We start from the raw sequence: 18,991 nt of genomic DNA on the forward strand, positions 1-18,991 counted from the left end.
CCGAGCCCGAAATATTAACACACTTTTTAAATTCGGTGCAACTAGATCTCAAATAATCATCATCGCGGGAATTTACTGCGTCACCACTTCGGCCCCACCCCCTCAACCCGCCTCGTCTGAAACCGTGGTTTCGTCTGAATTCGTGTTCAAGCAGCGAAGGAGCGAGACTATAGCACATGACATTTGCGTGACGCAAATCAGACGAAATAACTCGCCCAATCGGGCTGGGAGGCGGAAGATTTCAGGCGTTCCTTATATAAGCAGCCTGGTGATACCCCCCCAAAAACCTTCAGGCAAAGCTCTCTCTGTGTGCGCCCTATATATATGTGTATAGATATACACGACGGCGCAACGTAGAGATGGCCGCGGCCCCGCCCCGTTGGATTACCTTCTTTGAATCACTATATAGGTAGAGCAAAGATGCGACGCCAGGACCACATCGATATTTTGAGCCTGGCGCGCCCTCCCCCATCAAGTCCATAGCCAGAACGCCCGGCGGTTTTCCTCCAGCCGGCGTGTAGCTTCGGTTTCGTACAGCAGAGATTCCGGAACGCCTATGTCTCGCAGCATGTCAGCGTCCAGTTCGCTCAGGGCGACAACGGTTTGTTTTCTGGCACGGTGGGCCAGAACGGCTTGCCACCATCCTGACCAACGCCCTACGGCGTGCGCCATGGGCGAGGCAGCAATGGGGCGAATCGCTATTAATTGGCGCGTTGCGGTGTTTGCGCAGTCGGCAGCGATGAGTGTTCCCGGCGATTCCATGTGTGTCTCCCAAGTAGATATTCCACATTGGTTAGCGTAAAAGCACAATGGCTCGCTGTGAATCGCATTGTTCTACCCATATTGGTCGGTTATGCTTACCAGCATGAGCCGACTGCCCTTGAATACCCTGCCCGCTTTTCGTGCTGTGGCCGAATTGCAGAATCTGCGTGCCGCCGCTGAGCGGCTGCACCTGAGCCACAGCGCGGTCAGCCAACAGATTCGAGTGCTGGAGGAACAACTGGGATTTACGCTGTTTGATCGCCAAGGGCGGCGCGTGGTCCTGAACTGTGCGGGCCGGGCGCTGCTATGCAGTGTGCAGAGCGCCTTGGCGCAGTTGGATGACGGGGTGATGGCAGCGGCGTCTTTTGCTCAGGGTGCGGACCAGCATCTGCGCGTATCGGTATTGCCGTCTTTTGCGCAGCGATGGCTATTGCCCCGAATGGCTCGCTGGCGCGAGCGCCATCCCAATTTGACGCTGGAAATCGAAACGTCCCAGCAGTTGGCCGACCTGCAGCGCGAGGGCTTTCACGCGGCACTGCGCTCAGGGCGGGGTCCGTGGCCAGGAGTGATGTCGGAGCCGCTTTTCGATATCCCAATGCCGCTCATTGTGTTGGCAGCCCCGGCTACCGTAGATCAATTAGCCGATCTGCACCCGGAAACGCTGGCGCGTCAACCACTGCTGGGCGACAAAGAACTGTGGCGGCAATGGTTCGCCGCGGCAGGATTGACCACAAATGTCACGCCGGTGGCATCGTTCAATGATGTCGGCATGATGCTGGAGGCTGTAGAACAGGGATTTGGGCTGGCATTGGGCCGCGAGCTGCTGGCTGTCGATGCCTTGCGGGCGGGCAGGTTGGTGAAAGTATCTCCGGTAAGTATAGATTTCGAGCCTGCGGAGAGTTATCACCTGGTGTATCCCCCCGGACTGAGGGATTGGCCGCCATTGTCGGCTTTACGGCAATGGATGCGTGATGAACTGGAGCGATCACGCGAAATGCTGATCGCGGGCCACACGGAAAATGCGACAAACCTCACCGAGGCGCCCCGATCACCCCCGGCACCCTGATCGGATTCACGGGTGTAATTCTGGACCATCTGGTGCATCCAAACAGGTTTTGTTGCACCACACACCCGATACGCTTGCTATGCTGCATCGTTATTACTGGATGCGCGAGGTTCGCCCATCATGATGCAGTTCCCGCGCGGCTCACGCGCCTGCTGGATCCGCCTGCTGGCGGCAATGACGATATGGCTCTGGCTGGGGGTCGCCGGACTGGCGGCTGCACAACCCGAGGGGCCGCCGAGTGCGGCCGACGCGGAATCTGCGCTGTCCGACGCCCGCAAGCAGATCGACCAGATCCGGGAACGGTTGGAAGACGGCGGCGAAGACGCGCAACTCGTGCGCTGGCGTAATGATGTGCTGGATATCCAGTCGCGCGCCAACACCTTGGCCGAAGCCCTGGCTCCGCAATTGGCCGCGGTGACTGCCAGGCTGTCAGAGCTGGGGCAGCCGCCCGATGGAACGCGCGAAGCGCCAGACGTCGCGGCGCAGCGCACACAGCTGCAACAAGACAACCGGAAGCTGGATTCACAAACCAAGCTGGCGCGTTTGCTCGCGGTAGAGGCGGCGCAAACCGCCGAGCAGATATCTACGTTGCGGCGCACGCAGTTTCAAGCCAGGCTGGGAGAGCGCCGCGACTCGATTGTGGGGGATACGTTCTGGAAGGAGCTGCGCAGTGATCTGCCCCGCGACTGGCGACGCCTCACTGAGCTGGCTCAAGAACTACGGGAGGCTGTCACCAGCACTCAGGGCGCTATCTGGCTCATGCTGGCAGTGGCCATTGGCATCACGCTGCTTTTGCGCATGGCCTTTAGCCGCTTGGTGTTGCGGCTGACCGCCACACGCGTCCCGCCCGGCCGATTGCGCCGATCGTTCCTGGCCATCTGCATTGTGATCCTGGCCTCGGCAACCCCGGGCATCATCGCCGCCTTGCTCTATACCGGGGTGACCTGGAATTCCGGACTGTCCGACGATACGCGCGATTTATTGAGCAGCCTGGTGGCAGTCGTATGTTTTGGCGGCTGTGTAGCCGGGCTGGGTCATGCTTTGCTTTCGCCTGAAAGGTCCAGTTGGCGCTTGCCGTCGATTCATGACGACGTGGCGCAAGGCTTGCGCCATTTGCCTACGCTGCTGGGCATATTGGTCGTACTGATCTGGCTGTGTGATGAACTGCCGATCCTGCTGAACGCCAGCCTGACCACGACCATTCTGGTGACGTCGATAGCCGCTCTGGCCCTGACCATCACGCTGGCATGGGGACTGCGGCGCAGCACCCGATTGCGCAAGCAGCTTGAACATGGAGCCGAGGATCAGCCCTTGCCGCCTCGCCCGTTCTGGCTCTCGATATTCATAGGTGTCACGTGGGCGATTTTGGCATGCAGCGTCGTGAGTCTGCTGTCAGGATATGTGGCGTTCGGCAGTTTTGTCGTCAAGCAGGCGTTGTGGACGCTGGCAATTCTGTGTTTTGCGTATTTGCTGTCGATACTGCTCACCGATGGCTTCAGCACGCTGTTGGCGCCCGCGCCGGGCAGCGAAGATGACGCGCGCAAACGATTGTACGGCCAAGCGGCCGTGCTATTGGCCGGGATTGGACGGGTAACGATCGGTTTGCTGGCGGCCACGCTGCTATTGGCGCCTTTTGGCGAAGGCCCATCGGATCTGCTGCACCGGATGAATCAACTGCTCACCGGGCTGCAAATCGGCGAGGTGCACTTGCGTCCCGGTGCGTTGATGCAGGGTTTGCTTGTGCTGGCGTTTTGTCTGGTGGGTGTGCGCCTGCTCAAGCGTTGGCTGGCGAATCGCTATTTGCCCACGACAGAGCTGGACCCGGGCATGCAGTTATCAGCCGCGACCTTGTTTGGATATGCGGGTGTGGTGCTGGCGGTTGCGCTATCGTTATCTGCCTTAGGCATCGGCCTGGAACGTGTCGCGTGGATTGCCAGTGCGCTGTCGGTGGGGATCGGTTTCGGGTTGCAGGCGGTGGTGCAGAATTTTGTATCGGGCCTCATTCTGCTGGCTGAACGTCCGGTCAAGGTTGGAGACTGGGTATCGCTCGGCGGGGTCGAGGGCGATATCCTGCGCATCAATGTGCGTGCGACGGAAATACAAATGACCGATCGATCCACGGTGATCGTGCCGAATTCGGAGTTCGTGACGAAAACCGTGCGCAATGTGACGCACGATAATCCGCTGGGCTTGGTACAAGTCAAACTGCCCATGCCGCTGGATGCGGATGCGCAACGTGTACGCGAAGTCATGTTGGAGGCATTCGCCGAGAACGAAGGGGTACTGGACACCCCCGCCCCCAACGTCTATCTGGAAGGTATCGAGAACGGCCATTTGCTGTTCAACGCGCGGGGGTATGTCAGCACGCCACGCAACGCGTATAGCGTACGCAGTGCGCTGTTATATGACGTGCTGCAACGTCTGGCGAATGCGAAACTGCCTCTGTCTACGCCGTCGACGATGATGCTGACGCCTGTGCCGGAACCTGCGACAGGATCAGAGCCGGCCGCAGCGTCTGCAGCGGTGCAAAGCAACGAGGACCCTGAACCACCTAAACCTGCATCATCCGGTGAGTCGAAGACAAATTCGTGAGCAAGACGTGGCACGAGTCCGTGCCACGTCTTGCTTTATTTCAACAGCGCTTGAGTCACGGGGATCAACAATCCGAACCCCGCAATCATCAATAGTACGAAGACTAGACGCTTGACCGTTTTCACCGAATCTGCGGACGCATAACGTCGCACGAGCCAGGTCAAGATGACGACAATAGGCAAGGCCTCCAGGCCTAGCCATAGAGACGACACGCTCAGGCTGCCGCTGGCAGTCACCAAGGACAGGCGCACCACGGCGTTGGCGGCAAACAAAACCAGCAGACTGTTCCGTATGACGGATAACGGCAAGGGCTGTCGATAGAGGTGATACACCATAGGCGGCCCGGCACTGGAAAACAGGCCGCCCAATACGCCGGCCACCAGTCCATACGAAATGAAGGAAGCCCGCGAGGAGATTTGATCCAATGGCCGGCTGCGCGCTATCAACAAGATGGCACAGGCCAGAATAGTCAAGCCCAACAGGCCGCGCAGCAACAATACTGCGCTGCCGCTGATCCATTCCAGCGCAAAGACGCCGAAGGCCACCCCGACCAGACTGGCAATCAATGGCGTGCGAATCAAAGACCAGTCCAAATTTGCACGCGTGCCGCTCAGCGCCGCCACGGCGTTGACCAGCGTCAGCATGTTTACCACGTTGGACATTTCGGGCAATGGCGCCAGAGACAACAGCCCAGTCATGCCGAGCAAGACCAAACCGAATGCAAAACCTGTCATGGTCTGGGCATAGGTGGCTAACGCTACGCAGCCCAGGAACAATAAATGATCAACCGGCGTCATGTATTGATGAGTATGACTGCCATGGCGATGCGCCGCCATGACATATCGTTATCGTTTGCTCCGCACGCGGCTCGCATAAACGTTTAAGGACAAGCCACCCAACACCAGGGCGGCAGCGATGATTTTCCAGGCGGGTAGTGCTTCGTTGAGCAGCACTGCCGAGGACAGAATACCGAAGACGGGCACCAGCAATGCCAACGGCGTAACGGTAACAGCAGGATGACGAGCCAACAGCCACCCCCAGGCTCCGAATCCGAACACCGTATTGCCTACGCCCTGCCACAGCGCGGCCAGCCATCCCCACCCGCTGGCATGCGTCAAGGCGTCGATCATATTGGCGGGCCCATCCACCAGCAGGCTGATGATCAGCAAAGGGATGATGGCAAAGAGCGAACTCCAGGCGGTAAAGGCCACCATGTTGACTCTGCCCGCACCGCGCATGACCATGTTGGTACACGCCCAGCAGAATGCGGCGGCCAATACCAGGCCCAAGCCAAGCAACGTGACGGCCGCAGCCGGGTCGGTTGCGCTGCGCCACGCGACGACGGCATAGCCGCTCGTTGCCAACACGAGCGCCGCGATCTGTAATGGCCGTGCGCGTTCCCCTGTCATGATCATCGACATGATGATGGTGAAGAACACTTGCGCTTGCACGACCAGTGACGCCAGGCCTGGCGAGATGTCCTGGCGCATCGCCCAATAAACCAGGCCAAACTGCCCCACGCCCAACAACAGGCCAGCGCGCACCAGCATGTTCCATGGCACTGCCGGGCGGCGGAACACGAATATCCAAGGCAGCGCCGACAGCAAAAATCGCAATGCTGCAAAAAGGAATGCAGGAAACTCCGCCAACCCCCATTTGATGACCACGAAGTTCGTCCCCCAAATGAAGACGACAGACAACGCCAACAACAAATGTGAAAGTGGCATGAGCGATGCGGCCAATACCGGGCCGAAATGTCAGGGCAAAGGCGGCATCATACGCCTGTATGCCGACACGCCGTCAACGCACCACGAGACTGACAAGCTGCTGAATGCAAACTCAGCCTGGCACAGGGTGTTCGGCTAATTCGCCGACGACGGTGGTCCATGAACGTACTCGCCATTGTTTGACCAGGCCGGCTTTTACATACGGGTCTGCTTTTGCAAAAGCCTCGACCACCGCGGGGGAATCGGTCTTGAATAACAACACTGCCTGATCGGCAGGATCGGCCAAAGCCCCGGCCACTACCAACTCGCCGCGGGCTACGGCTGCGCGCGCCAATGCCAGGTGCTCGTCGCGAAATGCGCCTCGCCGCTCCAGATAATCGGGGACCAGGTCGTAAAACATCAGATAATGCATGGCACGCTCCTGCGCTAAAGTCACTAGGTAGTTTGATCATACCTGCCGTGAGTTTTGTTCGTCTTGGTTATCTGTTGTTCATTACGTTCAAGGAAGAAATCCCAATGATCCAGGAAATTGCCAGCATTCTCGTTACCGCCGGGCACGAGGCCCAGTTCGAAGCCGGCGTGGCGCAAGCCAAGCCTCTGTTTCTGCGCGCCAAGGGCTGCCATGGCGTGGCATTGCATCGATCGATAGAAAATCCTCAGCAATACACTTTGGTTGTGGACTGGGAAACGGTTGAAAATCACATGGTCGATTTTCGGGAGTCCGACGATTTTCAGGAATGGCGCAAGCTGGTCGGCCCGCATTTCGCGCAACCGCCGCAAGTGCATCACGAGGCCAAGGTTCTGTAAGCGTCTCCCGACGCACCGGAGGTTCGGTCAAGTCTTGATCGAACGTTGTCAGGTATCTGATAGGGACGCGGTAGCTTGCTTGACGCCAGCAGCCTCCGCGTTGGCCAGTTGCACAGCAAGTGCAATAGCATCAGCCAGGAAGGGCGAATGATCGTCTTTCCGATAGCTGAGAATAACGGGGGACACGAAAGTGTCTGCGTCGATAGGCACATGCGCGATGTCCGCGCGATGCAAACGATGTACCGACGCAGGCACGACCGTCACACCCAGGCCTGCCGCCACCAGGCCGATCGCGGTCTGCAATTCGTTGGCTTCCTGGACGACACGCGGAGTGTGCCCGGCCGCTCGGAACAAACCCAGCACGTGATCGGCATAATTGGGACGCGGACGCGCCGGATAGAGCACAAATGGTTGCGCGGCAAGCTCTGCAATACCTAGACGCCGGCGCCGTGCCAAGGGATGCCGCAATGGCAGCGCCGCCACTAATGGCTCGGCCATCAACACACGGCGCTCGATCGCCGGATCATCAAGCAGGATACGGCCGATCCCCACATCGATGCGTCCCGCCTTGAGCGCCTCGAGTTGCGGCAAGGTCGTCATCTCGGCCAGGCCGACCTCAATACGCGGATCGGCCTCGCGCAAACGCCGGATCAGCTCGGGCACGAAGCCATACAGGGTGGAGGGCACGAAGCCGATGCCGAACCACCCGCGCTCATGCCGTCCCAGGCGCCGGGTGCCCTGCACAATTTCGTCAAGACGCGCCGTCAACTGCAGCGACTGCTCCAGCAAAAACCGGCCAGCCTCGGTCAATTTCAGCGCGCGCGAACCGCGCTCTATCAACGTGACACCGAGTTCGTCTTCGAGTTGGCGAATCTGCCGGCTGAGCGGCGGCTGGGCGATGTGCAATCGGGCGGCCGCTCGTGTGAAACTGCCTTCCTGCGCGACTGCCTGAAAATAGCGTAGGTGCCGAAGTTCCATAAAAACGCATACCTATCAGGTATAGAAAGCAACCAATATAGTCTTGGACCCGTGAAAAATCGAGGGGCATACTTCGGCCATGCCGAAAAGCACTTGTTTCAGGTATGGCAATCATGACGGTGAACGCTATGACGATACTCACCGCGCCGCCTGAACTGCTCTGTAACACCAAGGAGACATTGGATAATGCATCGCCGATTTTTGAAGCCGCTGGCCGCGTTCTGCGCGGCGGGCGCGTTGTTGGGAGCCGCCGCGGCGNCCCACGCCGAGTATCCCGAACGTCCGATAACGTGGGTCGTGCCATTCCCGCCCGGCGGAGCGATGGACAATATTGCCCGTACGTTGGGCGAAGCCATGGGCCGGCAACTGAACACCTCGTTCGTGGTCGAGAACCGCGCAGGTGCGGGCGGAAATATCGGCGCAGCGATGGTGGCGCGTGCCAAACCCGATGGCTATACGATCATGATCGCGGCCAATGGCATGGCGGTCAATCCGGCACTGTACGACAACCTGAACTACGACCCACAAGCGGATTTCGCGCCCATTTCGTTGCTGGCCATCGTGCCCAATGTGCTGGTCACAAATCCGCAGCGCATTGACAGCAAGAGCGTTGCCGATGTCATCGCCAAAGCCAAGGAGCAACCTGGTCACTATACCTTTGCCTCGGCCGGCGTCGGCACGTCGATTCATCTGGCTGGCGAGTTGTTCGTATCGATGGCGGGGATCGACATGCTGCATGTGCCCTACAAGGGCAGCGGCCCGGCCGTGGCGGATCTGCTCGGCGGCCAGGTGGACTATATGTTCGACAGTGTGACGTCGGCCAAGCCGCACATCATGTCGGGCAAATTGAAAGCCTTGGCAGTCACGACTGCCAAACGCTCGTCGGCACTGCCTGACGTCCCCACCGTGGCGGAAGCCGGATTGCCAGGCTACGAATTGACGCCCTGGTTCGCAGCTTTCGCGCCGGCCGGCACCCCGCCGGAGATTGTCGCCAAACTCAACGCCGCGATGCGCCAGGCCCTGGGCGACGCCAAAGTGAAAACCACGCTGGATACCATCGGAGCCGAACCGATTGGCGGCACGCCTGAGGAGTTGAAGACTTATTTGGCTAAAGAAACCGTCCAGGGCAAAAAGCTCGTGCAAGAGCGCAATATCAAGCTGCAATAGCCCTATCGCGCACGTCGAGCCGCGTGCCGCGCGCATCTCCCGCGGCTCNNCGCGCAGCTAGCTCCCATAGGCAGCACGGATTTGAAACCCCACTGAATCAATCAAGTCTTATATAAGATATAAGANACTTGCCCCCACCCCCCTCCAGCCTCTACAATCGGCCTCGAAGACCCTTCCCGCAACCCGATTTTTACGCAGGCCTATTCATGCTGGAAACGTACCGTCAACATGTTGCCGAGCGCGCCGCGCTGGGCATCCCCCCGCTGCCGCTGTCGGCTCAACAAACTGCCGACCTGATCGAGCTCCTGAAAAACCCGCCCGCAGGCGAAGCAGACAATCTGCTGGATCTGCTGACCCACCGCGTGCCCGCCGGCGTCGATGACGCAGCCAAGGTCAAAGCATCCTATCTGGCCGCTGTTGCGCTGGGCAAAGAATCGTGTGCCCTGATCAGCCGGGCCAAAGCAACCGAATTGTTGGGCACCATGTTGGGTGGCTACAACATCGGCCCGCTGATCGAATTGCTGGACGACGCCGAGGTCGGCGCCATCGCTGCCGATGCGCTGAAGAAAACCCTGTTGATGTTTGACGCCTTCCATGACGTCAAGGAAAAAGCCGACAAGGGCAATGCCAACGCCAAAGCCGTGCTGCAAAGCTGGGCCGACGCGGAATGGTTCACCAGCCGTCCCGAGCTGCCCGAGAGCCTGACCATCACGGTATTCAAGGTCCCCGGCGAAACCAACACCGACGATCTGTCGCCCGCCCCCGATGCCACCACGCGCCCGGATATCCCGATGCACGCGCTGGCCATGCTGAAGAACAAGCGCGACGGGGCAGCGTTCCAGCCCGAGGAAGACGGCAAGCGCGGTCCGGTGCAATTCATCGAATCGTTGAAGGAAAAAGGCCACCTGGTCGCCTATGTGGGTGACGTGGTCGGTACCGGCTCTTCGCGTAAATCCGCCACCAACTCGGTGCTGTGGTTCACGGGCGAAGACATTCCGTTCGTGCCGAACAAGCGTTTTGGCGGTGTCTGCCTGGGCAGCAAGATTGCTCCGATTTTCTACAACACCATGGAAGACGCGGGCGCCCTGCCGATCGAGCTGGACGTGTCCAAGATGGAAATGGGTGACGTGGTGGAACTGCGCCCCTACGAGGGCAAGGCTCTGAAAGACGGCCAAGTCATCTCTGAATTCCAGGTCAAATCCGACGTGCTGTTTGACGAAGTGCGCGCCGGCGGCCGTATTCCGCTGATCATTGGCCGCGGCCTGACGGCGAAGGCGCGCGAAGCGCTGGGCCTGCCGCCCTCGACGCTGTTCCGTCTGCCGAAGAATCCGGTTGATTCGGGCAAGGGTTTCACGCTGGCCCAGAAAATGGTCGGCCGCGCGTGCGGTCTGCCCGAAGGCCAAGGCGTGCGCCCTGATACCTACTGCGAACCCCGCATGACGTCGGTGGGCAGCCAGGACACGACCGGCCCCATGACCCGCGACGAGTTGAAAGACCTGGCTTGCCTGGGCTTTTCGGCCGATCTGGTCATGCAATCGTTCTGCCACACGGCAGCCTACCCGAAGCCCGTGGACGTCAAGACGCACCACACGCTGCCGCAGTTCATCAGCACGCGTGGCGGCATCTCGCTGCGTCCTGGCGACGGCGTGATCCACTCGTGGCTCAACCGTATGTTGTTGCCTGACACGGTGGGTACTGGCGGCGACTCGCACACCCGTTTCCCGATCGGGATTTCGTTCCCGGCCGGCTCGGGCCTGGTGGCGTTTGCTGCCGCCACGGGCGTGATGCCGCTGGATATGCCGGAATCGGTGCTGGTGCGCTTCAAGGGCAAGATGCAGCCCGGTGTGACGCTGCGCGATCTGGTGAACGCGATTCCGCTGTACGCCATCAAACAAGGCCTGTTGACCGTGGCCAAGCAAGGCAAGAAGAACATCTTCTCCGGCCGCATCCTGGAAATCGAAGGTCTGCCCGATCTGAAAGTGGAACAGGCTTTCGAGCTGTCCGACGCCTCGGCTGAACGTTCGGCTGCCGGTTGCTCGGTGCGCTTGAACAAAGAACCGATCATCGAATACATCAACAGCAACATCGTGATGCTGAAGTGGATGATCGCCAATGGCTACGAAGACGAGCGCTCGCTGGGCCGCCGTATCAAGGCCATGGAAGCCTGGTTGGCTGATCCCAAGCTGCTGGAACCGGATGCCGACGCTGAGTACGCCGCTGTGATCGAGATCGACCTGGCCGATGTGCATGAGCCGATCGTGGCTTGCCCGAATGATCCTGACGACGTCAAGACGCTGTCCGATGTGGCCGGCGCCAAGATCGACGAGGTGTTCATCGGCAGCTGCATGACCAATATCGGGCACTTCCGCGCGGCGTCCAAGCTGCTCGAAGGCAAGCGCGATATTCCGGTCAAGCTGTGGGTGGCTCCGCCGACGAAGATGGATGCGCAACAGCTCACCGAAGAAGGCCACTACGGCGTGTTCGGTACGGCTGGTGCTCGTACGGAAATGCCGGGATGCTCGCTGTGTATGGGTAACCAGGCACAGGTGCGCGAGGGTGCGACGGTGATGTCGACCAGCACGCGTAATTTCCCGAACCGTCTGGGCAAGAACACCAACGTGTATCTGGGCTCGGCTGAGTTGGCTGCGATCTGCTCGCGTCTGGGTCGTATCCCGACCAAGGACGAGTACATGGCGGATATGGGCGTCATCAACAAGAGCGGCGACCAGATCTATCAGTACTTGAACTTCGACAAGATCGATGATTACAAAGATGTGGCTGCAGTGATTGAGGTGTAACTCGGTCTCTGTTGACTGCCAGTTGTAGGTAGAACGGCCCTGGGATTTTTCTCGGGGCCGTTTTGTTTTGAGGTGTGTGATCTGGCCTGAAACAATGAAAGATTGCTTAACTTCGAGATGATCACGATAATAAAAGAGATTCTTATTGCCATTCCCTAAAATCTCTCTATGCCTATCTTCGCCTTTGGGGCGCGGCCAGCCGGCCGCATCCGTCTTAAACCGCTCAGTGTTGCCTTACATACCGCATTATCGGCAGGAGTGCTCGCTGGAGCGCCCGCCTGGTCTCAAACGGTGCAAGGCGGTGTCACCACACTGGAGGAAACGACTGTTACGGGCGAATCCGGCGTCTCTGCCCCGACTTCCGTGGAGTACGCGGGCGGGCAGGTGGCGCGAGGCGGTCAGTTGGGAGTGTTGGGTAATATCGACAATATGGACGCGCCCTTTGTCGTCACCAGCTATACCTCGAAGTTGATCGAGGACCAACAGGCGCGGACCTTGGGCGATGTGGTCAAGAATGACTCGTCGGTGCAGGTCGGTAACGGCTATGGGAATTCGGCCGAGACGTTTTCGATCCGCGGCTTTGCGCTGAACAATGACGATTTGTCATTCAACGGGCTGTACGGCATTTTGCCACGCCAAGTGTTGCCGACGCAGATGGTAGAACGGGTCGAAATCCTGAAAGGGGCGAACGCTTTCCTGAACGGCGCCGCGCCGGGAGGCTCGGGATTGGGCGGCTCTATCAACATCCAGCCCAAGCGTGCCGGGGTGGATCCATTGACCCGGGCGACGATCGACTACACCAGTGATTCTCAGGTGGGTGGCAGCGTCGATATTGGGCGACGCTGGGGCGAAAACCAGGAGTTCGGTATCCGCGTCAATGCCGCCCATCGCGACGGCGACACGGCGGTCGACGATGCGGGCCAACGCATGACGGTGGGCACCGTGGGCCTGGATTATCTGGGCGAAAAGCTACGGGTGTCATTGGACGCGGGCTATCAAAAGTATCACTACTCGCAACCGCGTCCCACGCTCAGGCTCAGCGGCCCTGACGCGCCCTCACCGCCATCCAATAGTACGAACTACGGACAACCGTGGACGTACAGCGAATTGGAAAGCACGTATGGCGTGGTCCGTGCGGAATATGATTTCACCAGCAATTGGATGGGTTATGCGGCCATCGGCACCAGCCACGACCGCGAGAACGGCGATTATGGTCAGCCCCTCGTTGACGGCAACGGCGTCGGAACGGTGGGCCGATTGACGGTGCCCTACACCCGCGACTCCGTCAGCGGCGAAATCGGCATGCGCGGAAAATTCCAGACCGGCTCGGTGGGCCATTTGGTGAATATCGGTGTGTCCGGACTGCAGACGCGCGTCAGACAAGCGTGGGAAATGAGCGATCGCAGCCCGATCGATATCTATGATCCCGAGTATTTTGACCGTCCGCCTACGACGTTTGTGGGCGGTGATATGGATGACCCACACGCCAGCAGCCGTACCCATTTGACCAGTTTTGCGTTGTCGGATCAGTTGTCGTTCCTGGACGATCGCGTCTTTCTGACGCTGGGGGTACGACGTCAAACGATCAAAGACAAGCTTTACGACACCAATGGTGTCCACACCACGACTTACGATGACTCGGTATGGACGCCCGCTTACGGCTTGGTCGTGCGTCCGTGGGAAGAGGTGTCGTTTTATGTGAACCACATCGAAGGGTTGACCAAAGGCGATACCGCACCGTCCGGGGCCGTCAATTTTGGCGAAACGCTCGCTCCGTATCGCACGAAACAGACGGAGGCCGGCGTCAAGTTTGATTTCGGCAATATTGGCGGGAACATCGGTGTTTTCCAGATCGAGAAGCCCCAAGCCTATACAAACTCGGATCTCGTATTCGGGATCGCCGGCTCGCAGCGCAATCGCGGGCTCGAGATGAATATCTACGGCGAGCCGATGAAAGGCGTACGGCTGTTGGGCGGGATAACCTTCATGGATCCCGAGCTGCGAGGCACTGCCGGCGCCGAGCAAGACGGCAACGACGCGATCGGTGTACCTCGTTACCAAGCGGTAATGGGCGCGGAATGGGATGTGCCCGCACTCACCGGTTTGACCTTGCAAGCCTATGTGCAACGGCGCGGATCGCAGTACGTCAATATCGACAATACCGGCAAAATACCGGCATGGACCCGAATCGATCTGGGGGCTCGTTATGCGACCAATATCGACGGCCACAACGTAGTGTGGCGCGCAGGCGTGGATAACGTCACCGACAAGAAATATTGGTCCACGGTCGGAAACTCCTTTGGCCAGCTCACCCAGGGCATGGGCCGGGTCTATAAACTGTCGATGTCAGTCGACTTCTGAACGGGCTCGAATATCGGCACCGGGGCCCATAACGCTTAGAATGCCGCCATCCCCTGAACAAGGAACCGGCAATGAAACTAGGGCCACTGGTGCTGACCCTGTTGGCAATCATGTTGGGCGGCTGTGCGACGACGCCGCCGTCCAACCCTGAAAATCTCTGCGAAATTTTTCGTGAGAAACCCAGTTGGCGGCGTGCTGCGGAAGACATGCGCGAGAAATGGGGCGTGCCGGTGCAGGTGCCCTTCGCCATGATGTACCAGGAATCCAGTTTCCGGCACGACGCCCTGCCCCCTCGTTATTATTTTCTGGGCTTTATTCCCTGGGGCCGTGTCAGCTCGGCCTATGGCTATGCGCAAGCCAAAGACGAAACGTGGGCAGACTATAAGCGTGAAGCCGGGGGTTGGACGTCGAGCCGGGACGATCTGGCGGACTCGTTAGACTTCATGGGTTGGTATATCAGCAAGTCCCAGCGTCTGAATGGCGTATCAAAATGGGATGCCTACGGCCAGTATCTGAATTATCACGAGGGCTGGACGGGTTATCGCAACCGCAGTTATGAAAGCAAAGCGTGGCTGAAACGGGTCGCGCNGTATCGCAATTGCGATAAAGGCTGACTGCGAAGCAGTCAGCCACGTCAATTCAAGGCGGATGGCCCACATCCCGCCCCTGTCATATACCAGCGCACCTGACCCGTCATACTGCGAAATGTTAGGGTAGAGGATGGCCGCGCCTGCAATGCGCCACCACACATAAGGAAGCAGCATGTATTTCGATTCCACCCTCTGGGCCATGACGCGCGGTGTGCGGTTGCGAATGTTGATGTGCGCTCTGCTGGGGCTATTGGGGCTGACGGCGGGCATCGCGCGCTTTGCTCTGTTGGGGAAATTCCTGGCGGAATTGTTTGCCGGCGCGAGCGGCACGGCGTTGTGGTGGCCGCTGGCGGGCGCGGCGCTGGCCATTGTGCTGCGCGGCGGCTTTGAGCATGCGTTGAATCTGCTGGCCAATCGCAATGCGGCGCTGATCCAGAATAATCTGCGCGCACAGCTTTACGACAAGATTGTCGAGTTGGGGCCCGCCTGGTTCGGAGGCCAACGCACAGGCGGCGTCATGCTGGCCGTGGTCGATGGCGTGGAACAACTGCAGACCTTTTTTGGCCGCTATCTGCCGCAGTTATTTATTGCGGCCTGCGCTCCCATCGTGATTTTTGCCTTCATCGCGTGGTGGGATTGGCCGGTGGCGCTGGTGCTGCTGGTGGCGGCGCTGATCACCTTGGTCCTCCCTCTGGCGGCGCACCGTAGCCACAAGGACGCCTCCCGTCAACGGGCTCGGGCATTCAAGGCGTTCGGTGAAGAGTTCCTGGATGCGATGCAAGGCCTGCCCACGCTCAAGGCCTTTGGCCAGAGCCGCACATGGGGCGAACGTCTGGCGCAGCGCGCGCGGGCGCTGTCGGATAACACGTTCAAGGTGCTGGGGCGCGAGGTCTCGGCGCGTTTTGCGACGGATATCGGGATCACGGTCGGTGCAGCGGCCGCCTTGGCATTGGGCGCGTGGCGCGTGGCCGAAGGACAGATGACGCTGGCGGCGCTGCTGGTGGTGTTGATGGCCGGGACGGAAATTTTCCGCCCGCTGCGGGATATGCGCTCTGTGCTGCACCAAGGACTGATGGGGCAATCGGCAGCAGCCAGCGTGCAGGCGCTATTGGACGCGACGACGTCGGCGCCGCAGGCAACAGCAACGACGGGACAAGATGATGCGGCGGCCGCGTCCATCGCCAGCCCCCACCCACAGTCCTGCGGCGTAGGTCAGCAAACCGGCCAATCCAGGCAGCCATCGCCAGACGTCATTCAGAAAACCCTGTACGGCGGGCCGTTGTCATCAACGGCAAGTGAGCCACAAACAGATCACACGGATGCCCACCAGTCTGCCATGCCATCATCCGGGCCGCGCGGCGGCTTAGCGATTGCCTTTCGACAAGTCGCGTTTTCTTATCCCGGTGGCCGGCAGATCACGCATCAAGGCATGGATTTCGAGATCCGTCCCGGCGAGCGTGTGGGGATTGTCGGCCCCAGTGGGTCTGGTAAATCGACATTAGTTCGCCTTTTGCTGCGTCTACATGACCCCCAATCGGGTGTCATCGAGATAGATGGCCGGGATCTGCGCACGCTGGATCCCGAGGCGGTACGGGCCAGCATCTCGTTGGTGGCGCAGGACAGCACACTGTTTCATGGAACGGTGGAAGAAAACCTGTTGATGGCGCGCCCGGATGCAACGCCGGATCAAATCCTCGCAGCGACGACGGCGGCGAATGCGCACGGGTTTATTTCGGCATTGCCGCAGGGCTATCAGACGGTCTTGGGAGAACGCGGCACGCAATTGTCCGGCGGACAACGCCAGCGGTTGACCATTGCTCGCGCCTTGTTGCGCGATACGCCGATTTTGATTCTGGATGAGGCCCTGTCCTCGGTGGACGCCGAGAATGAGGCCGAGATTCAGCAGGCCCTGGATCGGCTCAGCCGCGGCCGAACCACGCTGGTGCTGGCGCATCGACTGTCCAGCGTGATTGGCGCAGACCGTATTCTGGTGCTGGATGGCGGACGCATTGCAGAGACCGGCACGCACGAGACGCTGATGGAGGGCGATACGCTGTATCGCCAATTGATGGGCGGACAGCAGGATTCGCTGCATGCGGCGCCAACAACTTCAGGCGTGGCGCCGGAGGATGGCGCACACGCAGCCCTCGCGTCAATGCCGGAAACAGCGGGCTCCCGCAGCAATGCGAGTGACAGCATTCCCGACGGCGGTACCGTTTTGGCTCCCGCTGACGACGATCACAAGCGCCCTGCCCCCATCTCGTTGGACACCGAGGCGCGGCACATCACGACACGCCAGGTACTGCAGACCTTGACGGAGATCATCCGTCCTTGGAAAAAACAATTTACCATCACTGTCGGCAGCGGTATCGGCCGGGTGGCCGCCTTTATCGGTGTGTCGGTGCTGGGTGCGCTCGTCATTGCCCGATTGAAAAACGGTGAGCCGTTCGACGGTTTGCTGATCGGGTTGTTTGCCGTGGCCATCGCGGCAGCCGCGCTGCACTGGATCGAATCCTGGCTCGCCCACTCGATTGCCTATCAACTGCTGGCCGAAATGCGGATATCGCTGTATCAAAAACTCGAGGCGCTGGCGCCTGCGTATCTCTTGCGCCGCCGCTCTGGGGATTTGGTCGGGCTGGCCACGCAGGATGTTGAAACGGTTGAGTATTTCTATGCGCACACGGTGGCGCCGGCGTTTGTTGCGACATTGGTACCTGTCATCGTCCTGGCCATCCTGGGAATCGCCGCCTGGCCGCTGATGCTGGCGTTATTGCCCTTTTTGCTATGGGCCGGACTGTCACCATGGCTCAATCGCGCGCGCGTGGACGCACAAGGCAGCCGCGCCAGGCAGGCGCTGGGATTGCTGAGCGCGCATCTCGCAGAGACGATCCAGGGGCTGTCCGACCTGGTGGCTTTTTCCGCGACCGGCCGTCGGCGCGACGCCTTTTTGACGATCTGCCAGGACTATCAACGTGTGCGATTGACGCTGCTGGCCGACTTGTCGCGGCAAAGCGCCCTGTTGGAGATCGCAACCGGTCTGGGTGGCCTGGCCGTGGCGACAGCGGGCGCCTGGTTGGTCACGCAAGGCGCGCTGGCGGCGAGCATGTTGCCATTGCTGATTTTGCTGTCGGTTGCCGCCTTTCTGCCCGTGTCCGAGATCGCCCAGGTGAGCCGCCAACTGGCGGACACGCTGGCCTCTACGCGACGCTTGCGTACGATTCACGACGAGCCAGTGCCTGTCGTGGATGGTCCGCTTGCACCGCCCCTGACGGGAGCGGGCCTGCCGCTGGCGTTCGAGGATGTCACCTTCACCTATCCAGGCCGGCATCAACCGGCCCTGCGCAGCGTATCGCTCTCGTTACCGGCAGGAGCAACCCTGGCGCTGGTCGGCCCGTCGGGCGCGGGGAAAAGCACTTTGGCGAGCTTGTTGTTGCGATTCTGGGATCCGCAGGAAGGCGCCGTACGTATCGGCGAGGAGCGCTTGCCGGACCTGACCCTGGATGCACTGTACAGTCGTATCGCGCTGGTGGCCCAGGACACCTGGCTGCTCAACGGCACGCTGGAAGACAACATCCGCCTGGCCCGCCCCCATGCCAATCAGGACGAACTGGATCAAGCCGTAGCCCGCGCTGCGCTGTCGGATTTTGTCGCCGGCCTGCCCGAGGGGCTGCATACCCCTGTCGGCGAACGCGGTGTGGCCTTGTCCGGCGGCCAGCGCCAACGCATCGCCATTGCGCGGGCATTCCTGCGCGACGCACCGATTCTGATTCTGGACGAAGCCACGTCGCATTTGGACGCCATCAGTGAATCCCAGGTACATCAGGCCTTGGCCGAGCTGATGCGCCATCGCACTACCCTGATTATTGCGCACCGCCTGTCGACAATACGCCAAGCCGATACCATTGCCGTAGTAGACGGAGGGCAGATTGTAGAGTCGGGCACGCATGATGCGTTGCTGCAACAAGGCGGCGCTTATGCAAATCTGGTCAACCGGCAGATGCAGGCGGCGCGACAATGATGCGCACCACCCCGCTGTCAGTCGCTGGCTGGACTGCCTGACAAATTATCTGAAAACAGCGAGAACTTTGACTCACCCCTATAGTCTTATATAAGACATAAGACTAAAATACGCAACATAGCGAT

General features: G+C 59.9%; 12 protein-coding genes and 1 pseudogene. 8 read left to right on the top strand and 5 right to left on the bottom strand.

Annotated features, from left to right (window positions below; translation table 11 throughout):
• Nucleotides 1-471: 471 nt before the first annotated feature.
• Entirely contained in the window at nucleotides 472-762 is a 291-nt protein-coding gene (locus tag ACNA0J_RS27020) for a YjiS-like domain-containing protein (protein WP_415821985.1), read from the bottom strand.
• 91 nt (nucleotides 763-853) lie between these two features.
• Here ACNA0J_RS27020 and ACNA0J_RS27025 point away from each other — a divergent pair, with 91 nt between their 5' ends.
• Together ACNA0J_RS27025 and ACNA0J_RS27030 are read left to right on the top strand one after the other, a co-directional pair.
• Nucleotides 854-1,828 carry a LysR substrate-binding domain-containing protein gene (locus tag ACNA0J_RS27025; RefSeq protein WP_415821987.1) on the top strand — a complete coding sequence of 325 codons (975 nt, stop codon included), beginning with the start codon at nucleotides 854-856 and terminating at the stop codon, nucleotides 1,826-1,828.
• Nucleotides 1,829-1,948: 120 nt separating this feature from the next.
• Nucleotides 1,949-4,420 (top strand): DUF3772 domain-containing protein, encoded by a 2,472-nt coding sequence (locus ACNA0J_RS27030; protein ID WP_415821988.1) that lies wholly within the window; start codon nucleotides 1,949-1,951, stop codon nucleotides 4,418-4,420.
• A gap of 35 nt (nucleotides 4,421-4,455) precedes the next feature.
• Here ACNA0J_RS27030 and ACNA0J_RS27035 read toward each other — a convergent pair whose 3' ends face one another.
• The 3 genes from ACNA0J_RS27035 to ACNA0J_RS27045 all read right to left on the bottom strand — a co-directional run bounded on the left by ACNA0J_RS27035 (nucleotide 4,456) and on the right by ACNA0J_RS27045 (nucleotide 6,559).
• Nucleotides 4,456-5,217, bottom strand: coding sequence for a TSUP family transporter (locus ACNA0J_RS27035; RefSeq protein ID WP_415822013.1), 762 nt, complete (start codon nucleotides 5,215-5,217; stop codon nucleotides 4,456-4,458).
• 48 nt (nucleotides 5,218-5,265) lie between these two features.
• Entirely contained in the window at nucleotides 5,266-6,147 is an 882-nt protein-coding gene (locus ACNA0J_RS27040) for an EamA family transporter (protein WP_415821989.1), read from the bottom strand.
• A gap of 112 nt (nucleotides 6,148-6,259) precedes the next feature.
• On the bottom strand, nucleotides 6,260-6,559 hold the full coding sequence (locus ACNA0J_RS27045; protein WP_415821990.1) for a YciI-like protein: 300 nt from the start codon (nucleotides 6,557-6,559) through the stop codon (nucleotides 6,260-6,262).
• A 104-nt stretch (nucleotides 6,560-6,663) separates the two neighbouring features.
• Here ACNA0J_RS27045 and ACNA0J_RS27050 point away from each other — a divergent pair, with 104 nt between their 5' ends.
• Nucleotides 6,664-6,954 (top strand): antibiotic biosynthesis monooxygenase family protein, encoded by a 291-nt coding sequence (locus ACNA0J_RS27050; RefSeq protein ID WP_415822015.1) that lies wholly within the window; start codon nucleotides 6,664-6,666, stop codon nucleotides 6,952-6,954.
• Nucleotides 6,955-7,002: 48 nt separating this feature from the next.
• Here ACNA0J_RS27050 and ACNA0J_RS27055 read toward each other — a convergent pair whose 3' ends face one another.
• On the bottom strand, nucleotides 7,003-7,932 hold the full coding sequence (locus ACNA0J_RS27055; RefSeq protein ID WP_415821991.1) for a LysR family transcriptional regulator: 930 nt from the start codon (nucleotides 7,930-7,932) through the stop codon (nucleotides 7,003-7,005).
• Nucleotides 7,933-8,191: 259 nt separating this feature from the next.
• Here ACNA0J_RS27055 and ACNA0J_RS27060 point away from each other — a divergent pair.
• From ACNA0J_RS27060 to ACNA0J_RS27080, 5 genes and pseudogenes are all read left to right on the top strand, one after another.
• Nucleotides 8,192-9,099, top strand: a pseudogene (locus ACNA0J_RS27060) (tripartite tricarboxylate transporter substrate binding protein); the annotation flags it as partial.
• Nucleotides 9,100-9,305: 206 nt separating this feature from the next.
• Nucleotides 9,306-11,897: a bifunctional aconitate hydratase 2/2-methylisocitrate dehydratase gene (gene acnB / locus ACNA0J_RS27065; RefSeq protein WP_415821993.1), complete on the top strand. Its 2,592-nt coding sequence runs from the start codon at nucleotides 9,306-9,308 to the stop codon at nucleotides 11,895-11,897.
• 168 nt (nucleotides 11,898-12,065) lie between these two features.
• Complete coding sequence (locus ACNA0J_RS27070) at nucleotides 12,066-14,258, top strand: TonB-dependent receptor (RefSeq protein ID WP_415821994.1); 2,193 nt, start codon at nucleotides 12,066-12,068, stop codon at nucleotides 14,256-14,258.
• Between the two features lie 71 nt (nucleotides 14,259-14,329).
• Nucleotides 14,330-14,846 (top strand): transglycosylase SLT domain-containing protein (locus ACNA0J_RS27075; RefSeq protein WP_415821996.1); only part of this gene is annotated, 517 nt, incomplete at its 3' end.
• 174 nt (nucleotides 14,847-15,020) lie between these two features.
• The gene (locus ACNA0J_RS27080; protein WP_415821998.1) at nucleotides 15,021-18,866 is read left to right on the top strand and encodes an ABC transporter ATP-binding protein/permease; all 3,846 of its coding nucleotides are present in this window, start codon (nucleotides 15,021-15,023) and stop codon (nucleotides 18,864-18,866) included.
• The last annotated feature ends 125 nt before the right edge of the window (nucleotides 18,867-18,991 follow it).

It is taken from the genome of Bordetella tumbae (assembly GCF_965139195.1).
GTDB lineage: Bacteria > Pseudomonadota > Gammaproteobacteria > Burkholderiales > Burkholderiaceae_B > Bordetella_A > Bordetella_A tumbae.